The following is a 17,281-nucleotide window of genomic DNA, read 5'->3' on the forward strand; positions in this document are numbered from 1 at the left end:
ATAATTTTGTCCAAATATATCTTGATTGTTTCTCTATAATTACTAGGGAAGAAAATGCATTCAACTTGATTGAAAAGATGTTTTTTGTATCAATATGTTTCAGTGTGTTTCTAATATTAACAATTGGCAAATCTACAGTGTAGAACTTTTGAAAAGAACTCCACAAACATGCAGAAAACTAACTATTATTACTGATAGGTAATCGATAGTCACTTTTGTTGCCCATTACGCGCCATAGTGTCGCACAATTATTCATAGGGGGTAAAAATTCACAGAATCAGACTTTTCACTCTATGTATGGACACAATCTCCCACCAATTGCGCTGATCCTTAAACTTGTTAACTAGCAGGAGATATGTCCATTCTTCTTTGCAAGGGATTGTTTTCAATATACTTATCGCAAAGCACTCATCTTTTTGATGATTTCATCGTAAAAATCGCGATTGCTTGTAGTAACCAGCATACCTTTATGAATAGTTGGCGAATAGGCCCTTCCATCTAATAGGCCAGCAGCCCCGCCAGCCTCACAAATAGCTAAGACACCTGCGGCATGATCCCATGGCATGAGACTGACCGCTAGGCAAAAGTCCGTTTTTCCAGCTGCAACCATGCGGTATTCATGACAAGAGCAACGCAACGTGGAAAGAACACCAAACTCATTAATTTGATGGGCAAAGGTCTCTCGCTTGTCATCTGACAGCATATGCAATGGAACATAGCCATCTAATTTTTGCTTCACACTTGCCCCGCTATTGTTCAGCCTTTGGCTACCAGTGTTATTGACAAAATATGCCCCGGCCCCTTTTTCAGTACGAACCCAATCATCAAGAAGAACATCGTAGAGCAAGCCAAAAACTGTTTCACCGCGCTGAACTATTGCAATAATCACCCCAAATATTGGTAGGCCGTTGGCGTAGTTCCAAGTGCCATCAACAGGATCGATAATGATAGAGAGATCCGCCTCTGTTATTGCTTCCAGCAGTCTTGGGTTTTGCGAAACAGCCTCCTCACCAACAATTAAGGCAGGTGGCAATAGACTTCGGAAAACTTCTGTTAAGTATGCCTCAGTATTTTGGTCTGCAATGGTGACTAAATCCCTTTCTGAGGATTTCGTTTTTATTTCATCTTGATTTAAACAACGAAAGCGGGGGCGAATTTCTTCGGCGGCAATAGCCCTGACCTCTTCAATTATTTTCTCTATAATCGTCTGATTTAATAGCATTATCCCAAAGTGCCTTTCCCTTTTTATGATCGCGATTCATAAGCTACCCAGATAGCATTAATATGAAAATGCACACTAACAACATAACGACAACCCAATTTGCTCGCCCGACTTCTTCACATCGAGATGTTCAAAAAGAAAATAAGTATTTGCACAGATGAATGATTAGTAGGATTGTTCAATCAGGGGGAACTGATCGTTCAAAGATCACCCGCTAGACCATGTAGAATTATTCTGCAAAAGAATAGCAGAAGAATATAGCGTTACATAGGAGGCTGTTGTGCCTAAACTTAAGTTTGCTTTTTACACGCTGGTTGCCAGCATTTTGGCAACCCCTGTTATTGCCGAACCCGTTGAGTTTGTATTTGATCATAGTCATGCAAATATCTCATTCAACTACAATCATTTGGGCTTCTCCCAAACTGATGGGCGGTTCAAGAATTGGACGGGCACGCTGTTTATTGATGAAGAGACACCAGCCAACTCCTCCGTCTCAGTCAACATTGACATGAACAGTATCACAACATTTGCAGCTGATCGTGATGCGCACCTCAAATCGCCAGATTTTTTTGATGTGGCCCAATTTCCAAACGCAACTTTCAAATCTGAAAAGGTCGTCAAAACAAGCGAAAATACGCTGCAAGTTACCGGTCCCCTCACAATCCACGGCATCAGCAAGCCTACCACTCTCGAGGTTTTGGTGAGAAAAATTGCAGACCACCCAATGGCTAAGAAAAAAGCTGCAGGTTTTTCCGTAACAACCACAATCAATCGATCTAACTTTGGCGTGGGTGCCTATACGCCTTACGTTGGGGATGAGGTCAAAATCGTCATAGAAACAGAAACACTCGTCAAGTAACCAGTAGGGACCTATGGAGACCTACATAGGTCCCTAAGTAAGCCATTGAAATAATAAAGCATCAATAAAGAGGCGAAATGTCTGATCTAAATAGAGATCGTTATGGTCTTACTGCCATCTTCATTCACTGGGCAATGGCAATTGTAATTATGCTCTTAATAATTGTTGGTTTTTATATGACCAGTCTTAATCCACTGAAACCAGCAACTTTCCAGTTTTATCAGCTACACAAATCGATAGGATTTATCGCCTTTGGTCTTATCGCTATTCGGGTAATCAACCGATTGCTCAACCCTCCACCGAAGTTACCGTCCTCAATGTCACAGCTGGAGAAGCTACTAGCACATTTGGGGCACTTAGCATTGTACTTCTGCATGATTGCAATGCCCTTAAGTGGCTGGATTATGGTGTCAACTTCGCCGCTAAATATCCCAACCCTTATGTTTGGCTTGTTTGAGATACCACACTTGCCAATTGCGGGCGTTTTTGGAGATAAGGGAAGTATTTCATCACTTATGGCCACACTACACAAAATCTGTGCCTACGGCCTTTGTCTGCTCATTACTATTCATATAGCGGCAGCCTTAAAGCATCACTTTTACTCTAAGGATAAAGTCCTGTTACGTATCCTCGTTTCCAAGCGAAGAACATCTCAAAGTGAGGAATAATGAATAAGTTTCTGCCTATAATTTTTGGTCTAAGCCAATTGTTTGCATTGTCCGCAGCCCATTCGGCAGAGTGGAAGGTCAACTACGAGCGTAGTAAAATTGAATTCACAGCGACGCAAAACGGTAGCGGTTTAACAGGAAATTTTACCAGTTGGTCTAGCAAGATTGATTTCGACCCCAACCAACTCGAGACATCGCATATATCTGCAGAGATTGCGTTAGATTCCATTTCGGCAGGCGACAAGCAGATTGAGGATCTCTTAAAAACTTCCGACTGGTTTGATACTACAAAGTTTCCCAAAGCGGTTTTTAAGAGCGATCAAATTGTGAGCTTAGGAAAGAACCGCTATGAAGCACAAGGGCAACTAACAATCAAAGACAGCCAGATTCCAGTCGCGCTGAACTTCAACCTAACCATTGATGGTCCATTGGCGAAGGCAAGCGGCATGCTACAGCTACTTCGTACAGATTTCAATCTGGGGAATAGTACACCTGAAGCGACTGTTGCTGTTCCAGTACTTGTGATGATAAGAATAGAAGCTGAAAAATAAATTATATCTCTGATTATGCACTGTAACTTATAAATTGCAGTGCATATCAATAGCTCGTTTTCTATGCTATTTTATTGCGTGTTGCTTAACACTTCATCTCGCAGCTCTCTGCAATTCCTCTGTTATACACTATAAACGGCTGCGATAATCGCAGCCACTTCGTTTCATGAATATCTAGTTCTTTTTGACAAACTCAGTCAGAATAACGATGCGTTGGTCGTTGACGCGGCCTTCAATATGCGCCGCATTGTCTGGTACCAAGGTGATATTACGCACAGCGGTGCCGCGCTTGGCGGTAAAGCCTGCACCTTTTACCTTCAGATCTTTGATCAAAGTAACCGTATCACCTGCGGACAAAACAGTGCCGTTGGTGTCTTTATGAATGACTGCCTCTTCCGCTTCATCTTTCAAGCCCGCTTTGGCCCAACTGATGGTTTCCTCATCTAGATAAAGCATGTCGAGCAGTTCTGCGGCCCATGCCTCGTTAGAAAGCCTTGTCAGCATGCGCCATGCAAGAACCTGAACCGGTGCCTCTTGGCTCCATGCGCTTTCATTAAGGCATTGCCAGTGGTTGCTGTCCAATTGGTTTGTGCCTGCAATCTGTTCACTGCAAGTTGTACAAACCAACGCTGTATTTGACAATTCATCCTCTTGTTGCGGGCCAACAACGTGCGCATTGAGGTTCTCGCTGGCACCACATAGTTCGCATTTATTCTCGGCTCTTGCGCGAAGCTCCGTTTCCAATGACATTGTTTGACCTTTTCTGTTAGTAGAAGCTTTAAAAGGAAAACCGGCCCATTTGGGCCGGTTTCCAAAATTATTCAAGTTACTGAAACTGCGTAGTCTAGTCGTCCATCTTCAGAGCCTGAATAAAGGCTTCCTGCGGAATTTCGACTTTACCAAACTGGCGCATTTTCTTCTTACCAGCCTTTTGTTTTTCAAGCAGCTTACGCTTACGTGTCGCATCACCACCGTAACACTTCGCGGTCACATCTTTACGCAATGCCGAAAGGGTTTCACGCGCGATAACGCGCCCGCCCAAAGCCGCTTGAATCGGGATCTTGAACATGTGGCGCGGGATCAGCTCTTTCAACACTTCACACATGGCACGGCCACGGCGCTCGGCCTGCGAGCGGTGAACCAGTACTGAAAGAGCGTCAACCGGCTCCTCGTTGACGAGGATAGACATCTTCGCCAAATCACCGGCGCGATACTCGCTGATTGTATAATCGAATGACGCGTAGCCCTTGGAAATGGACTTCAAGCGATCGTAGAAATCAAAGACCACTTCGTTCAGCGGTAGGTCATAGGTCACCATAGCCCGTGAACCGACATAGGAGAGGTCAACCTGAATACCACGGCGATCTTGGCAGAGTTTCAAAATGGCACCCAAATATTCATCCGGTGTCATAATGTTGGCGCGGATCCAAGGCTCGCGGATTTCCTTGATTTTAACCACATCCGGCATATCTGCCGGGTTGTGCATTTCGAAGTTGGTGCCGTCGGTCATCTCCATTTCATAAACAACCGATGGTGCTGTTGCGATTAGATCAAGGTTGAATTCGCGGGATAAGCGCTCTTGAATAATTTCCAGATGCAACAGACCAAGGAAGCCACAGCGGAAACCAAATCCGAGCGCTGCCGATGTTTCCATTTCAAAGGAGAAGGACGCATCGTTCAAGCGTAGTTTACCCATAGCACTACGCAGGTCTTCAAAGTCGTTGGCATCAACCGGGAAGAGACCGCAGAAAACCACTGGCTGGGCAGGTTTAAAGCCCGGCAATGCCTCAGTACACGGTTTTTTATCAATGGTTACCGTATCACCTACGCGCGTATCGGCAACTTCCTTAATGGAAGCAGTGAACACGCCGATTTCGCCAGGGCCGAGGCGATCGACATTCAGGAATTTCGGGGTCATGACACCGACACGATCAATATCGTAGGTGGCACCAGTGCCCATCATTTTAATGCGATCGCCCTTTTTCAGCTCACCATCAATGACGCGAATAAGCACCATGACGCCCAAGTAAGTATCGTACCAGCTATCGACCAGCATGGCTTTAAGTGGTGCGTCGGGGTCACCTTCCGGTGCAGGCAAACGATCGACAATTGCTTTAAGCACATCTGGAATACCAAGACCGGTTTTGGCCGATATCATGACAGCATCGGAAGCGTCCAAGCCGATCACATCTTCAATTTGCTCTTGAATGCGCTCAGGCTCGGCTGCGGGCAGATCAACCTTGTTCAACACTGAAACAATTTCATGGTTGTTGTCGATCGCTTGATAAACGTTGGCAAGCGTTTGCGCCTCAACACCTTGGGAGGCATCGACAACAAGTAATGAGCCTTCAACCGCTGCCAGAGAGCGTGAAACTTCGTAAGCAAAGTCCACGTGGCCCGGGGTATCGATAAGGTTGAGAATGTACTCTTGGCCATCCTCGGCTTTATAGATCAAGCGCACAGTTTGCGCTTTGATAGTGATACCGCGTTCACGTTCGATATCCATGGAATCGAGTACCTGATCCGACATCTCGCGGTCGGTCATGGTCCCGGTGGACTGGATCAAACGGTCGGCAAGTGTAGACTTGCCGTGGTCGATATGGGCAACAATTGAAAAGTTGCGAATATTGGTCAGGGTCTTGGTCGTCATGGAGGCTCAAATAGCATTGGTTTGAGCGAAGGCAAAGCCCCTTTTAACGCTTAAGCGCGAGTTTTTGGAGAAAATCCAAAGCCCACGCCTTTAAAATCAACTTCTATCTATTTTAGGAGCTAAGAAACGCGACAACTCCGCCTTTAAAAGTCGTAGCGAATCCCGGCGGAGAATAGATGCTCGCTTAATCTGGACTTGGTGTAGCAACACGAAACAATCGAGCCAAGTTTATTGCGCGCCTCACCTTTCAGGTGAAATTGACTGCTGCGCAAATAAGCATAGTCCGCCACAAACCTTAGTGACGGGTTTACTTGGTAGCTGGCACCTGCTTGTAATTGCAAAATAGCAATTGCCCTATCGTGAGCCTCCAACTTCATGTCTATTGCAGGATTGCTATATTTGAAGTCAACGTTAATTGGTGTTGCAATCCCGACCCCAACGCCAATAAAGGGTGTAATCGGTGAAGTGTTGTTATAATCCCAAAAGACATTCGCTGTTGTAGTGACAAGGTTTATACGCCCTTCCGATTCACCTATGGCTCCCTTCCCAAGTTCTTTGGTCAAAAAACCCACATCTGTTTGTAATCTTAGATTGTTCCCATACGTCTTACCAAGGAAGACTTTGCCACCATAGCCTTGATTAAAATGGATCGCCTTTTTCAAGCGTAGTCCTGTTTGCGGGTTCTCTAAATATGTATCAGAGGGAAGCGCTCAGCTGGCTGAAGCACCAACATAATAGTTTGGTCTGCTATCTTTCAAACCTTGTGCCTTTGCCGTTTGCATGTAACCAATAGAAGAAATCAAGACAAGACAACTAAAACAAAAATTTGGATATGTATTCATCATAGTAATTTTTCCATTATAACAACAATATAATTAATTTTATTATTGTTATAATTACTTAATATAATTAAAAATTACTTACCTCCTAACCCCTTGAGCGTTTCACGCAGTCATCAAAAGCCTGTTTGTGACAAGCACAAAAACTCAAGTGTCTTTTTGCCAAAATACTAATAGATTATTGTGTTTGAAGGAGTTCAGAAATGAGTATTCGCTTTGCCATCCCAAGTGATTTAGAGGCTATATCAAAATTACATAATGAGTCTGTGCGCAATCTTGATGCATTATGGACCGAAACACCCGAGACATTCGAGGAACGTGTTGCATGGTATGAAGAAAAGCAACGTCTCGCCCTACCTATTCTCATTGCGGAAGATAAAAATGGCGCCTTTTTAGGTTACGCATATTATGGCAGTTTTCGCGGGCGCAGCGGCTATAACAAAACCGTTGAGCACTCTATTTACTTAGAGGATAGGGCTAGAGGTAAAGGTATCGGTTCGCAACTTTTATCAAGACTTATCGAGATCGCCCGCCAGCAAGGTTACCATGTGATGGTTGGGGCTATTGAAAGTAAAAACGAGCAGTCAATTGCATTGCACCTCAAGCATGGTTTTGAAATCTCCGGAACTTTACCTGAAGTCGGTCAAAAGTACGGTCGCTGGTTGTCTTTAACGCTCATGACGATAAACTTAGAAGATTGCTTTAAAGAACAAACAAAAAACGAAACAAAACAGATAGAATTGGCATAAGTATAGCTTTTTCGCCTTTTGCTCACAAAGCACTGGAAACATCTGGAAATACTAAATCTCATGGAAGGATCGTGCTTGTCTTAACGTAAGTAGTAGTTCATAAGCTCTTTATGAAAGAGATAAAAGATAAAAGCACTAATGCTGTTACCCAGCCATTGACAACCAACTCGCTGCCACTGGCTTTACTTCGTGCACGTGAACGTATTATGCAACCGTTACGGCCATTACTACTAGACTCAGAATTAACTGAGCAGCAGTGGCGTGTCCTTCGTGTTCTATATGAGAATGGTGTCATAGAACCAACTGAAATCGCAGAAAAAACCTGTTTGCTATTGCCGAGCCTTACACGGATTTTGAAGTTTTTAGAAGATCGAGATTATGTGGTCAGGGAACGACATGAAAGTGATGGTCGCCGCTTCTTATTTACGATCACAGATCAAGGACGAAATTTACTATTAGATAAATTGCCAATAATAAATGCTGTTCTCACGCTTATTAGCGAAAAATACACACCAGAAAAAACAAACCAGCTAATTGATTTACTTAATGAACTTATTGAGCTTGAACTTAACTGGAAGGACCTTAGATTCTTAACTCCCTCACCCAAAAAGCACAGATGACATGCCCCTCTATTAATATTTACAATTTTATGTAGATTTGAGCATTGTCATGCATGAAGTTTACCTGTTATATACAATTTAAAATTGCATTTAAATGCAATTATGTTTGTTATTAATTTTAAAGTTTTACAGCATGCAGATAATTAGATCCCACCAGTACCAATGGATTGACTGTACGAAAACAACTGACCTTTACAGCGGTACGACAACGGCCAATCAGCAAAAACGGTTGGTTTGCTCTGGAAAATGGCTTCAAGAACAATCGCCTATACCCGCCCACTATCTCTGGCAATTTGCTATTGTTGAAAATGAAGGTGGCGTGCAGCTTGGTTTACTCGATAGTTTTCAACGTAGTTTTCTAGTCTACAATCGTGATTCAATTATTGGGTGCCGGTTGAATGCGACATCCCAAACAAATAGTGGAGACTTGCAAACAACTTGCGTAAAAATGGGCGTTCCTTTCGAGCAACACGGTGCGAGTACGATTAAGCTGGATAGAGCTTTTTCCAATCATGTTTATTCCCTCGATTATAACCCAATACTGCTTGATGTTACTTGTGAATTTAGTGATATTCAAAGTGAAAAAGTACTCTCGGCCGGTACGGGCGAACTCCTTCTTGCACTCGCTGTTTTTGGCCCGCTAAGATTAAGGCGTAAAGGTGCTGCTGATGGCACAACAACACTTGCACGCTTGGATACCCTTGTACTCACCGCTGAAGATTCTTCGTATTTTGCTGAGGATTTATCGAAAGGGGGCGGTGTATCGCAAATCATCATTTACCGTATCTCGAAGAAGGATTTATCTCTAGAAGCAAACTAGTTTGAGTTCGAGTGTTTTCCGGCACTTCATTGCAAACAGCCATTGATTAGACTTAGGGCAATTGAGCAGGAAGTAGGTTTTTAGCCAATGCAGTTTGGTTGAAGCAGGTAAACTACTTACCTTTTGTTTTTACGTACCTTTTCGGAGACAGGAATTATCGTTTCCAAGTTACGTTGTTTAGGAGGCGTTAATGGCAGCACTTGAAGTTTTAAGAAGTAACATTGCAACACATAATGCCACCTCCCCTGTTGGAGCTCCGCTTTTATCCGAAGCTTCGGGCCAAAGACGTAATGAAAAGGTTACCCAGCTAAACAGCCCTTCGAAACTGCTTGATGCTGCGGAAGAAATGGGATTGGCCGTATCGTCCAAGCTTGATCGAAAGTCTTTAGAAACCCGCTCGGTTCGACAAGGACAAGGCTCGAACCTTGAAGCAATTAATCGAATTGCTGAATATTACGACAAACTCCCTGATTTACCCGATCAGGATAAACTTCGCGATATGATCGCAAAGCTTAAAGACTTTCAAAGCCTCTTGGAAGGAAAAAGTGGCGGCGGCTCCGGAATTTCGCAGCAAGACTTACTGGATATACTCAGTGAGTTTGATGGTGATATCACACATCAATTTGCGGCGTTAGAAATTGCTATAGAACATTTTGAGGCAACTGGTGATAGCCCTGAACTGCTTCAAAGCTTACGTGATACGCACAAAGCTATGCAAGAAGGCACTCAAGGGCGTGAAATACGTGCCGGTTTTGCTGTTGCACAACTAGCCCATGACAATGCTGAGGAGTTTGGCACCAATCCTGAAGCCATTCGGGAACACTATCATACTATGCTACGAAATGAGCCGGACTTTGCCAAAATCTTCGATAGTTTTACTGATTTTATAGCCTTAAAACAGACACTTGGAAAAACACTAAATGATAAAAGTATGGCTGCGGTCGACAGTTTTGATGATGTCATAGATTTGTTTACCCAGGCTGCAGGTCGCGGCCTTGAACTTGCGGAGGCCGGTGACGAACCCGCACAGCTGCAAGGTATTCTTGTTGAGCTTGGAAAACTAAAGAGCATGCGCACTGTTTACGAAGGCGTTGACAGTGCATTGATGCTTACAAATCAAAACCTTATTTCAAAGCAGACCGATGATAAATCTACACTAGATAAAGTTGCTGGAAAGTTCTTCCAGTTTATTAGCAAGTCGGTTGTTGGCCCTGTTGATGCGCAAGCAATTGTTACACCAATTATGCCGGTGTCAGCAAAAGACTCTGTTGTTTTCGCAAATAATATCATTAACTTACACCGTGATGTACCTGATACGATCATCAGCAGCGATAGTGCTCGCGTTCAACAGCAAGGTATATTGACAGAAATGAGTGAGCACCTTGCCTTGAAAGAAGAAGAACAATTTCAGGCACAACTATCAGCAGGTGAATGAGTTTACTTGCTCTTAAAACAACAAGCTTGGTTTAAAATCTATTGTTTGCAGGCTTACGTGATAGACCGCCGCAAATACACCTCAGCTAACAAGGGCTTACATGCAGTTTTCTAGTACAATATCAAATTGCCTATCAGGATTTGCGGCAAATATGGAAATGCCACTTGAAACACAACCGGATGGCAGTGTTTCTTTTACACTTTCTCAATCCGGGATGTTAATATTTACGCCAGCTAGGCAAGGCGAAAGCATCGTTGTCAGTTTATCACGACCACTAAACCAGAATGAGCGAACTGAATTATTACAGGTTTTACAAAAGGCTGGTTATAAAGTAGAGCTTGGCAATAATCTGCACATGGCACTCGACCGTGACGAAAATCTATACTTCTCCGCGATGCTCTCGTCTTCTCAGGTCACAACCCCTACAATCGAACGTACTGTCGATTATCTCATAGAGGCTGCTAGATTAAACTAAAAGCATTTTAGTTATCAGACCAAATTGCCAGCTCATTGCCATGGGGGTCGAGGAAGTGAAATCTTCGACCTCCGGGAAATGAAAAAATATCCTTATGGATTTGCCCACCGCAGCTGACGACCTTGTCACGTATGGCTTCCAACGTCGGAGAATAAAGTACCACGAGAGCGCTGCCATTTTCCTGGCGACACTGCATTTGTGCTTTATAAAAACCTCCGTCCATAGCACTATCGTTAAAAGCTAAGTAATCTTCTCCGTAAGGCACGAACGTCCAACCAAATGCTGCTTCGTAAAAATATTGAGCCTTGGCAAAATCCATACAAGGCAACTCAATATAATTCATTTTTGTAGAATCAGCCATATTACACCTCCCAGAATTAGAACATATAAAGAACATCACAGTCTGGCAAGACATAGGATGCAACCAATAAATATAGGTTCGTGCTAGGATTTATACTCGAACTAGCGTAGAACAACGAAAAACCTAATGACGGCAGTGATGAAAAAGTACGACAAGATTTACCAGAATGAGCCAGATTACTTTGGCCACACCTCAAAGCACTATACAACCACCATTAGTGGCTTCGATTTTGAAAACGGACTGGTTCTTGATGTGGGTGCAGGACAAGGACGCGATGCTTTGTATCTCGCTGCACGCGGCCACCGGGTTATTGCGGTTGATAGTTCGGCCATCGGGCTTGAGCAACTACGCGAACGCGTTGAAGAGAATAACTACCCTATCGAGATTGTTCATAAGGATGCGCTGAGTTATACGCCCCCCAAAGACCTTGATGCTATCGTGCTAGATCAATTCTTTCATGAGCTCCCAAACAATGCACGGCTGAAATTCCTGCAGAAAATGATGCAGCATCTGCGACCCGATGGGTACATGCTGATTGCGGATGAGAAAAGCGTCCTGCCTATGCTGCGTTCTGAACTCAAGCGCGCCAAATACGATCTCATTCGTGATAAAAACGGCGTTCTGTTTGCTCTAAAGCCTCTTTAGAATTTGTTGGGTTATCTGCCCACGAAAAAGCCCGCGCTACGGAATAGCGCGGGCTTTAATTTGCTTACTTATATCGCTCTAGCCATTTACCTTTTGCAGCAAGGTATCGATTGAGGCTTTCGCATCACCATAGAACATACGCGAGTTCTCTTTATAGAACAGCGGGTTCTCGACACCTGAGTAGCCTGTACCTTGACCCCGCTTGGAAATAAACACCTGCTTGGCTTTCCAAACTTCCAGCACCGGCATACCGGCGATTGGTGAGTTGGGATCTTCCTGCGCTGATGGGTTCACAATGTCGTTGGCACCGATAATAATCACCACATCTGTATCGGGGAAATCATCGTTGATTTCATCCATTTCCAGTACGATGTCATAGGGTACCTTCGCTTCTGCCAGCAGTACGTTCATGTGCCCTGGCAAACGCCCTGCAACCGGGTGAATTGCAAAGCGCACGTTCTTGCCCTTGGCACGCAAGCGTTTGGTGAGTTCTGAGACAGACTGCTGTGCCTGAGCAACAGCCATGCCGTAACCTGGAACAATCACAATGCTATCGGCATCGTTCAGGCTATCGGCCACATAGTCGGCATCGGTTGGGACCATCTCACCGTCAATTTCCATGGCCGGGCCGGTTGTGTTGCCAAAACCACCCAGAATAACCGAAAGGAATTGGCGGTTCATGGCCTTACACATGATGTAGGAAAGGATTGCACCTGAAGAACCAACCAAAGCACCTGTTACGATCAGCAGATCATTACCCAGCAAGAAGCCTGTAGCTGCTGCCGCCCAACCGGAATAGGAGTTGAGCATAGATACCACAACCGGCATGTCGGCACCGCCAATGGCCATAACCATGTGCACACCAATGGCGAAGGCAAGCAATGTCATCACGTAAAGTGTCCAAGAACCGGCATGGTTCATGTACATGATCATCAAGATGACAGAGAGCGCTACCATTGCAATGTTAAGCAGGTGACGACCAGGGAGCAACAGGGCTTTACCACCAATTTTACCCGCCAGCTTGCCATAGGCAATAATAGAACCGGTGAAGGTAATTGCACCGATGAATACGCCGATAAACACTTCGGCTTCGTGAATAATCCGCTCAGCGTTGCTGGCAAAGTCGTGCGCTGTGATATCGGAGTTGATGCCGATAAACACCGCAGCCAGACCCACAAACGAGTGAAGCGCTGCAACCAATTGCGGCATGCCGGTCATTTCTACCCGTTGAGCCACAATGGCACCGATCACCGCACCGATGATTACTGTTATTAGCAGTATGGTGACAACGGAACCACTACCAAGATCAACCAATGGTCCGAAGATGGTGGCGAAAACGGCAATCGCCATACCGACGATACCAAACCAGACAGCCCGCTTGGCGCTTTCCTGGTTAGAAAGTCCACCGAGAGACAGGATAAACAATACAGTTGCCGCAATATAAGCGGCAGTTTGAAGGCCAATAGACATAACTTTCTAGCTCCCCGCTTAAGATTTGTTGAACATTTGCAGCATGCGCCGGGTGACCATGAAACCACCGACGATATTAATAGTGGCAATGAGCACCGAAATGCCAGCCAAGAGCGGTACAATCCAGCCGGTTGCTCCCAGTTGCAGCAGCGCACCCAAAATAATGATGCCGGAAATGGCGTTGGTAACCGCCATCAGCGGTGTATGTAGCGAGTGGGACACGTTCCAGATTACCTGGAAACCCACAAACACAGCCAGTACGAACACGATAAAGTGCTGCATGAAAGCGGCCGGTGCATAGGCACCAATGAGAGCCATTAGGCCACCACCAAGAACGAGTAGGCCAAGCTGGCGACGCCCCGCAGCTTTAGCTGCTGCATCTTCCTCGGCAGCAATTTCTTCCGGTGTTTTTTCAGGCGCTTTCGGCTTTTGTGCTGCAATCGCAGCGACTTTCGGCTTTGGCGGTGGGAAAGTAATTTCGCCATCCTTGGTCGCCGTTGCGCCGCGGATCACGTCATCTTCCATATTAATGTTGGCCACACCGTCTTTCTCGGGGGTCAAATCATCCATTAGATGACGAACATTAGTGGCAAACAAGGTGGAAGACTGGGTCGCCATGCGGGATGGGAAATCGGTATAGCCAATAACAGTTACGCCATTATCGGTAACAACTTTCTCATCCATTTTGGTGAGTTTACAGTTGCCGCCCTTTTCTGCTGCCAGATCCACAATTACCGAGCCCGGTTTCATGGCTTCGACCATATCGGAGGTCCAAAGCTCTGGCGCATCACGGCCCGGAATCAATGCTGTGGTGATGACAATATCAACCTCAGGCGCTAACTCGCGGAATTTGGCAAGCTGCGCTGCACGGAACTCTGGAGAAGAGACAGAGGCATACCCACCTGTCGAAGCGCCGTCTTGCTGCTCCTCTTCAAAGTCCAGATAAACGAAGTCGGCCCCCATGGATTCGACCTGCTCCGCCACTTCTGGACGCACGTCGAAAGCCAGAGTAATCGCACCAAGTGAAGTGGAGGCACCAATAGCCGCCAAACCGGCCACGCCTGCACCAATAACCAGCACCTTGGCGGGGGGAACTTTACCAGCTGCTGTAATTTGTCCGGTAAAGAAGCGACCAAAGTTGTTGCCCGCTTCAATTACGGCACGATAACCGGCAATGTTGGCCATGGATGATAGTACATCCATTTTCTGCGCCCGCGAGATACGCGGGATCATATCCAGTGCCAGAACATTGACTTTTTTATCGGCAAACTTTTGTAAAAGATCGCCATTTTGTGCCGGGAAGAACAGGCTAACCACTGTTTGGCCTTCATGAGCCAGCGCCAGTTCGCTCTCTTCTGGCGGGCGAACCTTGGCAACTATGTCAGCTTCGCCCCACAACGTGGTTGCATTCGCAACAACTGTGACGCCAGCTGCTTCATAATCCGCATCTGAAAAATTCGCCGCGATACCCGCTCCTGATTCAACCAGACACTCATAGCCCAGTTTTTGAAGCTGGCGGGCACTGTCTGGTGTCAGCGCAACGCGCTTTTCATCAGACAGGATCTCACTGGGAGCCCCAATCTTCATATTTTTTATATCCTCGCTTGCACCCCTAGTTCAGGCGCAGGTTAAAATAGCCATGTGTGACACAAGTGTAAATTCGCACTCACTTATATTGCCAAATTGCCGCAACTTGCACTACCATACTAGAATTCAGCGCAATGTCCTATTTTATTTATAGGATGTCAAGTTCCAGTACCTCTACATAAGTAAAAATACACGCCTATTAAATACAACTAGTCGCTCAAATACTGCTGTATACAATTGCGAGTATTTTCCTACTAAACGACCCTAGTGCAAGTTAGTATTCATTTCGTTTTATATATTTCATGAAACTCAAATTACAGTCCAGAGACAATTCTATTTTTACATTGAATTGAATTCAAGAACACTACAGTGCTATTTAGTTGTTTTATTCATGTTTCACTTAAACAGTAGAAAAATGAGATCAGATCCTTGAAGCCTTAAATAGGTGTGGAAACTCCTCGGGTTTACGCCAAATGAACCCATTAATTTTCATAGTCATCCCTACAGAAAATTTAGTTAACTAGGCTTACAGGCCTTTTTCTGTCAAAAATTTCAACAAATAATCTTATTTATCTTGTTGTTTTAATTAGTTATTTTTAAATGCACGCTAATCCCAATAACATTAACTATAGTTATTATTTGGTTTTTAATTGATTTGACATTTTTCGCGAGTGGGAAAATATAGGCCCAACAATTAAAATTTTATTAAATTTTTAATTAAGAGGCAACGATGACGCAGGAACAGACAAATAAAACGCATAAGAACGCTCATAATCTAGAAGAAGCTCATTCTCAAAAAGAGCTGGTACTCAACGCTCCACCAGCAGGAGTGACGAAAACCATTCTGTTACAAAGCGGGCAAATTATTGATTTCACCCGCATTATGGATGTCCCGTTAAATTTATTCCGAGTTGGTGAGGATCTACAGCTGGTTTTTGAGCAAGGGCAAAGCTTAAGAATCGTCCAATTCTTTGATGAGCCATTACAAAGCAAGCTCGTTGATTTTGGCGGCGGTACGATTTTGACGCTTAGTCAGTTTAATCAGGCGGTCAATATCGTTCCTTCTGACGAATTTAAAACCGCTGCCGGTGATGGGGAAACAATCGGTGAGCAAATAGACGGCAATCGTGGTCCTGGCCAGCAATTCTATGATCCGGAGATGACGGATCTAGGACCGGGTCTAAATGTTCATGATTTGCTCAAGCCCATTGAGTTTGCCAGTTTACAAGTTCGTGAAGATCCGCTGTTCCCTCAAAAGGATACAACACCAATTGTGACCGGTCTTCCAACGCCGGCGCAACTCCAAGAGGGCTTACTCGATAGTAATGATGACAGTGTCACCGATAGCATCTTGGTTTATAGCGGTAGTCTTGGCATCACTTTTCAAAGCGAAGGACCTGGCGAACATAATTTGTTTTTACAGATGTCTAGCGCCGGTATCCCTATTACAAGTAGTGGTGAAGAGCTCGACTGCTCTTCTGATGGCGTCCCACTTACCTATTCACTGATGCAGTTAACAGATGGTAGCCAGATCCTACTTGCATACAAACCAAGTGTTGATGGCGGTGCGCAAGAGCTCATTTTCAAACTCGAGTTAAATGCGAGTGGTTTAGAACCAACATACACTTTCACCCTATCCGGCAACCTAGATCATATCGCATCAAATGAAAGTGTTCAGCCCTTAGAGTTTTCATTTACTGCTGCAGATGGCGCTGGAAATACGGTTGGCTCATCGCTCATCGTGAACGTTTATGATGATTTGCCACAGTTCGGTGTGAGTGCCCCTGCACAAATAGATGAGGACATTTTAACTGACGGCAATTCCATTCAGGTTTCAACTAAACTCAATGTGGATTGGGGGGTCGATAGTCAGGATGAAAACGACGGCGAAAACCAAGATATCCCCGGTGGTATCGGAAATCGCTCGCTTACCTTTTCAGATGGTTACAGTGCAAACGGCGAACATATCCTTGCCCTTGATGCAAATGGAAATCCCATTACATCTGGTGGCCAACCGGTTTACATTTCAGTTTCGGAAAACGGTACTGTTTTAACGGGATACACTGAATCAAGTGCTGATAATTCATCACCAATCACACAAGAGATTTTTAAAATAGAACTGTTTGATGATGATAGCGGTTCTTACACATTCACGCTGCATGGGCCGCTTGATCACGGGGCTGCGGGGGAAGATGTGCTTGGCCTTGGCTTTGACATCATCGCAACCGATGGCGATGGTGACCAGGCACGGGCTACCATAAACGTCAATGTGGTTGATGATGTGCCCGTGGCCGGGGGTACGGCTGTTCATGCCACACTGGATGAAGATG

The 17,281-nt window shown here is 44.9% G+C and carries 17 protein-coding genes; 10 read left to right on the forward strand and 7 right to left on the reverse strand.

Annotation, left to right across the window (positions count from 1 at the left end; translation table 11 throughout):
• Window positions 1-394: 394 nt before the first annotated feature.
• Window positions 395-1,222, reverse strand: a complete 828-nt coding sequence (locus tag AYK67_RS01405; protein WP_068081197.1) for an inositol monophosphatase family protein — start codon at window positions 1,220-1,222, stop codon at window positions 395-397.
• Between the two features lie 280 nt (window positions 1,223-1,502).
• On the opposite strand from AYK67_RS01405, the gene AYK67_RS01410 reads away from it, so the two are divergent.
• From AYK67_RS01410 to AYK67_RS01420, 3 genes are all read left to right on the forward strand, one after another.
• Window positions 1,503-2,081, forward strand: a complete 579-nt coding sequence (locus AYK67_RS01410; RefSeq protein WP_068081201.1) for a YceI family protein — start codon at window positions 1,503-1,505, stop codon at window positions 2,079-2,081.
• Between the two features lie 77 nt (window positions 2,082-2,158).
• A complete protein-coding gene (locus AYK67_RS01415; protein ID WP_068081204.1) occupies window positions 2,159-2,749 on the forward strand; it encodes a cytochrome b in 591 nt (196 codons plus the stop codon).
• Window positions 2,749-3,300, forward strand: coding sequence for a YceI family protein (locus AYK67_RS01420; RefSeq protein ID WP_068081208.1), 552 nt, complete (start codon window positions 2,749-2,751; stop codon window positions 3,298-3,300). The genes AYK67_RS01415 and AYK67_RS01420 overlap by 1 nt, the downstream gene beginning before the upstream one ends.
• 174 nt (window positions 3,301-3,474) lie before the next feature.
• Here the strand turns inward: AYK67_RS01420 and AYK67_RS17500 are convergent, their stop codons facing one another.
• The 3 genes from AYK67_RS17500 to AYK67_RS01435 form a co-directional block, all read right to left on the reverse strand.
• Window positions 3,475-4,050 (reverse strand): PhnA domain-containing protein, encoded by a 576-nt coding sequence (locus tag AYK67_RS17500; protein ID WP_068081211.1) that lies wholly within the window; start codon window positions 4,048-4,050, stop codon window positions 3,475-3,477.
• Window positions 4,051-4,144: 94 nt separating this feature from the next.
• On the reverse strand, window positions 4,145-5,950 hold the full coding sequence (gene lepA / locus AYK67_RS01430) for a translation elongation factor 4 (protein ID WP_068081214.1): 1,806 nt from the start codon (window positions 5,948-5,950) through the stop codon (window positions 4,145-4,147).
• A 143-nt stretch (window positions 5,951-6,093) separates the two neighbouring features.
• Window positions 6,094-6,612, reverse strand: a complete 519-nt coding sequence (locus AYK67_RS01435) for an outer membrane protein (RefSeq protein WP_068081217.1) — start codon at window positions 6,610-6,612, stop codon at window positions 6,094-6,096.
• A gap of 380 nt (window positions 6,613-6,992) precedes the next feature.
• Here AYK67_RS01435 and AYK67_RS01440 point away from each other — a divergent pair, with 380 nt between their 5' ends.
• The 5 genes from AYK67_RS01440 to AYK67_RS01460 all read left to right on the forward strand — a co-directional run bounded on the left by AYK67_RS01440 (window position 6,993) and on the right by AYK67_RS01460 (window position 10,888).
• Window positions 6,993-7,538 carry a GNAT family N-acetyltransferase gene (locus AYK67_RS01440; protein ID WP_068081220.1) on the forward strand — a complete coding sequence of 182 codons (546 nt, stop codon included), beginning with the start codon at window positions 6,993-6,995 and terminating at the stop codon, window positions 7,536-7,538.
• A gap of 110 nt (window positions 7,539-7,648) precedes the next feature.
• A complete protein-coding gene (gene hpaR / locus AYK67_RS01445; RefSeq protein WP_068081223.1) occupies window positions 7,649-8,158 on the forward strand; it encodes a homoprotocatechuate degradation operon regulator HpaR in 510 nt (169 codons plus the stop codon).
• Between the two features lie 133 nt (window positions 8,159-8,291).
• Window positions 8,292-8,978, forward strand: a complete 687-nt coding sequence (locus AYK67_RS01450; protein ID WP_156453012.1) for a hypothetical protein — start codon at window positions 8,292-8,294, stop codon at window positions 8,976-8,978.
• A 190-nt stretch (window positions 8,979-9,168) separates the two neighbouring features.
• Window positions 9,169-10,413, forward strand: a complete 1,245-nt coding sequence (locus tag AYK67_RS01455; RefSeq protein WP_068081228.1) for an HrpJ domain-containing protein — start codon at window positions 9,169-9,171, stop codon at window positions 10,411-10,413.
• A 100-nt stretch (window positions 10,414-10,513) separates the two neighbouring features.
• Entirely contained in the window at window positions 10,514-10,888 is a 375-nt protein-coding gene (locus AYK67_RS01460) for a CesT family type III secretion system chaperone (RefSeq protein WP_082735569.1), read from the forward strand.
• Window positions 10,889-10,895: 7 nt separating this feature from the next.
• On the opposite strand, the gene AYK67_RS01465 is transcribed toward AYK67_RS01460, so the two are convergent.
• Window positions 10,896-11,249: a VOC family protein gene (locus tag AYK67_RS01465; protein ID WP_068081231.1), complete on the reverse strand. Its 354-nt coding sequence runs from the start codon at window positions 11,247-11,249 to the stop codon at window positions 10,896-10,898.
• A gap of 126 nt (window positions 11,250-11,375) precedes the next feature.
• Between AYK67_RS01465 and AYK67_RS01470 the strand changes: the two genes are divergently transcribed.
• On the forward strand, window positions 11,376-11,894 hold the full coding sequence (locus tag AYK67_RS01470; protein ID WP_208976178.1) for a class I SAM-dependent methyltransferase: 519 nt from the start codon (window positions 11,376-11,378) through the stop codon (window positions 11,892-11,894).
• Between the two features lie 78 nt (window positions 11,895-11,972).
• On the opposite strand, the gene pntB is transcribed toward AYK67_RS01470, so the two are convergent.
• Window positions 11,973-13,364, reverse strand: a complete 1,392-nt coding sequence (gene pntB / locus AYK67_RS01475; protein WP_068081233.1) for a Re/Si-specific NAD(P)(+) transhydrogenase subunit beta — start codon at window positions 13,362-13,364, stop codon at window positions 11,973-11,975.
• An 18-nt stretch (window positions 13,365-13,382) separates the two neighbouring features.
• Window positions 13,383-14,951 carry a Re/Si-specific NAD(P)(+) transhydrogenase subunit alpha gene (locus AYK67_RS01480; RefSeq protein ID WP_068081236.1) on the reverse strand — a complete coding sequence of 523 codons (1,569 nt, stop codon included), beginning with the start codon at window positions 14,949-14,951 and terminating at the stop codon, window positions 13,383-13,385.
• Window positions 14,952-15,681: 730 nt separating this feature from the next.
• On the opposite strand from AYK67_RS01480, the gene AYK67_RS01485 reads away from it, so the two are divergent.
• Window positions 15,682-17,281: T1SS-143 repeat domain-containing protein (locus AYK67_RS01485; protein ID WP_208976179.1), on the forward strand; the 1,600-nt coding region annotated here is incomplete at its 3' end.

It is taken from the genome of Polycladidibacter stylochi, from assembly GCF_001562055.1.
In the GTDB taxonomy this organism is placed as follows: domain Bacteria; phylum Pseudomonadota; class Alphaproteobacteria; order Rhizobiales; family Stappiaceae; genus Pseudovibrio; species Pseudovibrio stylochi.

Bases quoted from the DNA above. Each gene is read 5' to 3' on its own strand.
- AYK67_RS01405 (WP_068081197.1), bottom strand. From the start codon at position 1,222: ATGCTATTAAATCAGACGATTATAGAGAAAATAATTGAAGAGGTCAGG.
- AYK67_RS01415 (WP_068081204.1), top strand. From the start codon at position 2,159: ATGTCTGATCTAAATAGAGATCGTTATGGTCTTACTGCCATCTTCATT.
- AYK67_RS01420 (WP_068081208.1), top strand. From the start codon at position 2,749: ATGAATAAGTTTCTGCCTATAATTTTTGGTCTAAGCCAATTGTTTGCA.
- AYK67_RS17500 (WP_068081211.1), bottom strand. From the start codon at position 4,050: ATGTCATTGGAAACGGAGCTTCGCGCAAGAGCCGAGAATAAATGCGAA.
- lepA (WP_068081214.1), bottom strand. From the start codon at position 5,950: ATGACGACCAAGACCCTGACCAATATTCGCAACTTTTCAATTGTTGCC.
- AYK67_RS01440 (WP_068081220.1), top strand. From the start codon at position 6,993: ATGAGTATTCGCTTTGCCATCCCAAGTGATTTAGAGGCTATATCAAAA.
- hpaR (WP_068081223.1), top strand. From the start codon at position 7,649: ATGAAAGAGATAAAAGATAAAAGCACTAATGCTGTTACCCAGCCATTG.
- AYK67_RS01450 (WP_156453012.1), top strand. From the start codon at position 8,292: ATGCAGATAATTAGATCCCACCAGTACCAATGGATTGACTGTACGAAA.
- AYK67_RS01455 (WP_068081228.1), top strand. From the start codon at position 9,169: ATGGCAGCACTTGAAGTTTTAAGAAGTAACATTGCAACACATAATGCC.
- AYK67_RS01460 (WP_082735569.1), top strand. From the start codon at position 10,514: ATGCAGTTTTCTAGTACAATATCAAATTGCCTATCAGGATTTGCGGCA.
- AYK67_RS01465 (WP_068081231.1), bottom strand. From the start codon at position 11,249: ATGGCTGATTCTACAAAAATGAATTATATTGAGTTGCCTTGTATGGAT.
- AYK67_RS01470 (WP_208976178.1), top strand. From the start codon at position 11,376: ATGACGGCAGTGATGAAAAAGTACGACAAGATTTACCAGAATGAGCCA.
- pntB (WP_068081233.1), bottom strand. From the start codon at position 13,364: ATGTCTATTGGCCTTCAAACTGCCGCTTATATTGCGGCAACTGTATTG.
- AYK67_RS01480 (WP_068081236.1), bottom strand. From the start codon at position 14,951: ATGAAGATTGGGGCTCCCAGTGAGATCCTGTCTGATGAAAAGCGCGTT.